Origin of the sequence: Pseudoalteromonas rubra, assembly GCF_005887095.1 — a bacterium.
GTDB classification, from domain to species: Bacteria; Pseudomonadota; Gammaproteobacteria; order Enterobacterales; family Alteromonadaceae; genus Pseudoalteromonas; species Pseudoalteromonas rubra_E.
In genome coordinates, this window is the sequence record NZ_PNCI01000005.1 from 1 (window position 1) to 4,602 (window position 4,602).

General features: G+C 51.0%; 2 protein-coding genes and 1 pseudogene. 1 reads left to right on the forward strand and 2 read right to left on the reverse strand.

Annotated elements, in window-relative coordinates; translation table 11 throughout:
* Positions 1 to 424 (forward strand): annotated as a pseudogene (locus tag CWB99_RS02310) (alkaline phosphatase family protein); the annotation flags it as partial.
* A gap of 275 nt (positions 425 to 699) precedes the next feature.
* On the opposite strand, the gene CWB99_RS02315 reads toward CWB99_RS02310, so the two are convergent.
* Both CWB99_RS02315 and hutH read right to left on the reverse strand, forming a co-directional pair.
* Entirely contained in the window at positions 700 to 2,712 is a 2,013-nt protein-coding gene (locus CWB99_RS02315) for a urocanate hydratase (RefSeq protein ID WP_138553448.1), read from the reverse strand.
* 13 nt (positions 2,713 to 2,725) lie between these two features.
* Positions 2,726 to 4,219 (reverse strand): histidine ammonia-lyase, encoded by a 1,494-nt coding sequence (gene hutH / locus CWB99_RS02320; RefSeq protein WP_138543582.1) that lies wholly within the window; start codon positions 4,217 to 4,219, stop codon positions 2,726 to 2,728.
* Positions 4,220 to 4,602: the final 383 nt, after the last annotated feature.

Consider the following 4,602-nt stretch of genomic DNA (forward strand, 5'->3'; position numbering starts at 1 on the left):
GGATTTGATCAACAAGGCCGTCTGGCTATATAAGCAACCCAACACGAAGGTGGACCTGCAAGAGGTTCGAGCACAGCTAAAACGCAATGCCCGCGGTCGCTATGACATCATCAGTGAAGATACACTCAAAAGTCGCCGTGTGACGATAGATGCAACGACGGCTGATATTGTGATAGAAACTCAGGCACCACGTTATTTTGCGTATGATGACAAAGACAAACACTTTGGCACACATGGTTTTGCCGTAACACAGGATATGCATGCGACCTTTGTTGCCGTGGGCCCGGCGTTTAAACAGGGGGTGAAGATTGGACCGGTGAAAAACCTCGATATTTATCCTGTGGTAGCACAGATCCTGGGCCTGGATTTGCTGTCGGAGGTGGACGGTACCGGTGCTTCTCTATTACCAGCACTGCGTCACTAGGCGCAACTCGTGAATATCGGCTGAGTGGCTTGTTATTTCTATGTGATTGCTCGGTGGAGAAATTTCTGGGCTGTGATTATAAAAGCGCATGTCTGCCAGGCTAATGAGTAGCTGAATAATACTGGAGTTACTCACAAGATAGTCACAAAATCTGTGGGTAATAAGTAAATTTAATATAAAAACAATAACTTAAATTTTTGCAGTGTGTAAACATTGGCTCGCGGGCCATAAAAAAGGCTGCCTGCGGCAGCCTTTTTCCAATCCTTTAGCAAAGCTTACAGCGACAGATTATTTAAAATCTCGTCGTCTACGCCATTTGGCAGGGTTACTTTAAGCTTAGGCGTGCGGGCCATTTCGCGTTTAATCGCAAAGTTGGCTTCTTCGTTGCGAGCCCAGCTACGACGTGCAATACCATTGTTAACATCGAACAACAGCATAGACTTAAGACGACGCTCAGCGTCGCTGCTGCCATCCAGTACCATACCAAAACCGCCGTTGATCACTTCACCCCAGCCAACGCCACCGCCGTTGTGGATAGACACCCAGGTTGCGCCACGGAAGCTGTCGCCAATCACGTTATGAATGGCCATATCTGCGGTGAAGCGGCTGCCATCATAGATGTTGGATGTTTCGCGGAACGGTGAATCTGTACCACTCACATCGTGGTGGTCGCGACCTAATACGACGGGACCAATGTCGCCGCGTGCAATTGCGTCGTTAAAGGCCTTGGCAATTTCCATACGACCTTGTGCGTCAGCGTACAGAATACGTGCCTGTGAGCCAACCACCAGTTTGTTCTGCTTGGCATCTTTGATCCAGGTGATGTTGTCCTGCATCTGCTGCTGGATCTCTTCCGGCGATTCCGCCATGATCTTATTCAGCACTTCAGCTGCAATGGCGTCGGTTTTGTCCAGATCAGCCGGATTGCCAGAAGCACATACCCAGCGGAATGGGCCAAAGCCGTAGTCAAAACACATTGGGCCAAGAATATCCTGTACGTAAGACGGATATTTAAAGTCGATGCCATTTTCAGCCATCACATCGCCACCGGCACGGGATGACTCTAGCAAGAAGGCATTGCCGTAATCGAAGAAGTAAGTACCACGGGCCGTGTGCTTGTTCACCGCATCGGCGTGACGCTTCAGCGTGGCCTGAACTTTTTCTTTAAAGACTTCCGGCTCTTCGCGGATCAGTCGGTTAGACTCTTCAAAGCTGATATCGACCGGGTAGTAACCGCCCGACCAGGGGTTGTGCAGCGACGTTTGATCTGAGCCCAGGTGAATAAAGATATCCTGCTCATAGAAGGTTTCCCAGACATCAACAATATTGCCTATGTAGGCAATTGATACCACTTCTTCGTTCGCCTGCGCGGTTTTAACGCGGGCAACCAGCTTGTCCATGTTGTCGATAAGCTCATCTACCCAGCCTTGCTGGTGACGTTTGGTGGCAGCAGCCGGATTCACTTCGGCACAGACGGTAATACAGTTAGCGATGTTACCGGCTTTAGGTTGTGCACCACTCATGCCACCAAGACCGGCGGTCAGGAAGATCTTACCTTTCGGGCTGTCACCTTTTTCAAGGACTTTACGGAATGCGTTCATCACAGTGATGGTGGTGCCGTGAACAATGCCCTGCGGGCCAATGTACATGAAAGAACCAGCAGTCATCTGACCGTACTGAGTCACGCCCAGCGCGTTGAATTTTTCCCAGTCATCAGGCTTTGAGTAGTTCGGGATCATCATACCATTGGTGACAACAACGCGCGGCGCATCTTCGCTTGACGGGAACAAGCCCATCGGGTGACCAGAGTAAATGTGCAGTGTCTGGTCGCTTTCCATTTCGCTCAGATACTTCATGGCCAGCAGATACTGCGCCCAGTTTTGGAATACCGCACCGTTGCCGCCGTAAGTGATCAACTCCTCCGGGTGCTGCGCAACTGCCGGATCCAGGTTGTTGTCGATCATCAGCATGATGGCTGCGGCTTGCTGACACTTAGCAGGATAATCGCTGACAGAACGCGCTTTAAGGTCGTAGTTAGGCTTAAAACGGTACATGTAAATACGGCCGAAGCTTTTCAGCTCTTCGGCAAATTCAGCCGCCAGTTCCTGGTGCCATTCTTTCGGGAAGTAGCGTAGCGCATTGCGCAGCGCCAGTTGCTTTTCGTCGGCTGATAAAATGTCTTTGCGCTTGGGGGCACGGTTGGCACCAGCCGGGTAAGGCTTAGGCGCAGGCAACTCGCTGGGGATCCCTTGCTTAATTTGGTCCTGAAAACTCAGTGTTGTGGTCATTGTTATTTTCCCCTTAGTTAACCGTAAATGCTTGTGACTTAACCAATGCTACCATGTGATCAATGTCAGGCTTAAGCAGTCTGTCTTCTTCAAGTTTGGCGACTTTGCTGCGGATCAGCGCAAAGTTCTCTTCAATCAGGTCTGAGCAGGTGTTAGGTCGTCTGAACTCAATGGCCTGTGCTGCATACATCAGCTCAATGGCAAAGATTTTTTCCAGGTTGCCCAGGATCTGATTCAGTTTACGACCCGAGATACTGCCCATAGACACGTGGTCTTCCTGGCCCATGGAGGTGGGTACGCTGTCAGCCGATGGCGGGAAGCACAGTGATTTGTTTTCCGTGACCAAAGCTGCGGTGGTGTACTGCGGGATCATCATGCCCGAGTTCAGACCACCAGAAGTGGTTAACAGGCGCGGCAGGCCGTGCAGACCTTCCAGCAGTAAATAACAGCGGCGGTCTGAAATGTTGCCCAGCTCAGCAGCCGCAATCGATGCGTAATCCAGCACCATGGCCAACGGCTGACCGTGGAAGCTACCGCCTGAGATGGCTTCTTCGCTGCTGATCACAATCGGGTTGTCGGTGACTGAGTTCATTTCAATTTCAGCCAGCTCTTTAAGGTGGTTGTAGGCGTTACGAGACGCACCATGCACCTGTGGAATACAGCGCAGTGAATACGGGTCCTGTACGCGGTCGCACTCTTCGTGATCGGCCATATTCTGCGAGTCTTTGAATAAACGACGCATCCGCTTGGCCACTTCCAGGTTACCGGCAAAGGCACGAATTTGGTGCAGCTCTTCACGGAACGGCGACTGGCTGCCCTGCATACCTTCGATACTCATGGCACCGGCTACGTCAGCCAAATCGAGCAGGTAGCGCATTTTGGTCAGCGCGGTGATAGCGTGCGAGAGGATAAACTGAGTACCATTGATCAGGGCCAGGCCTTCTTTGGCGTGCAGTTCCATTGGCTCCAGGCCATGTTCTTTTAGCGCTTCTGCCGCAGGTACGATTTTGTCGCCCTGCCAGAATTCACCTTCGCCAAGCAGTGGCAGGAATAAGTGAGACAGTGGCGCAAGGTCACCCGATGCACCCACAGAGCCTTGCTCCGGCACCACAGGGATAAGATCCAGCTCAATAAACTTCAGCATACGCTCCACGGTTTCCAGGCGAATACCTGAGAAGCCCTGGCTCAGCGCGTGAACTTTGGTGATTAACATCAGCTTAGAAATAGGCTTAGCGATTGGCTCGCCAACCCCAACGGCATGAGTGATAAGCAGGTTTTTTTGCAGCAGATTGGTTTCTTCTGGTGAGATTTGCGTGTCGCACAGTGGGCCGAAGCCGGTGTTAATACCATACACGGCCTTGTCTGAGGCGGCCATCACGTCTACGTTGCTGCGGCTGGCGTTGATTTTATCCAGCGCTTCCTGACACAGTTCGGCTTTGATGCTGCCGTCGGCAATGCCGTTGACTGTGTCCAGGTCCAGACGATCGATACCATATCTAAACGTCATTTTATTCTCCTAAATATCATCTTGTTACATGCAGATGGTGTTTTTATCCCGCAATCCTAACTTGCTGTAGTTGTTTTATAAATGCATAATTATCGTAATTCATTCCGGTTTTATCGAACTAAATGAGTATCGAACTAAAAGTTCGAGCGAGTAAGACGTGTCGTTTTGATTGAACAACGTACGTTCAACCTGGGTGACCTGGCACTCAACTCTAGTCATCTCGCACTCTACTCGGGTCATCCCGCACTTGATGCGGGAACTACTCACCGGCAACTTGGGTGTTAAATCAGACAACGGAATGGCCTGAGCGTAGATCCCGGCTCAAGGCCGGGATGACATAAGAGAAGGCAGGATGACGGGAGAGAAGGCTGGATGACGGGAGA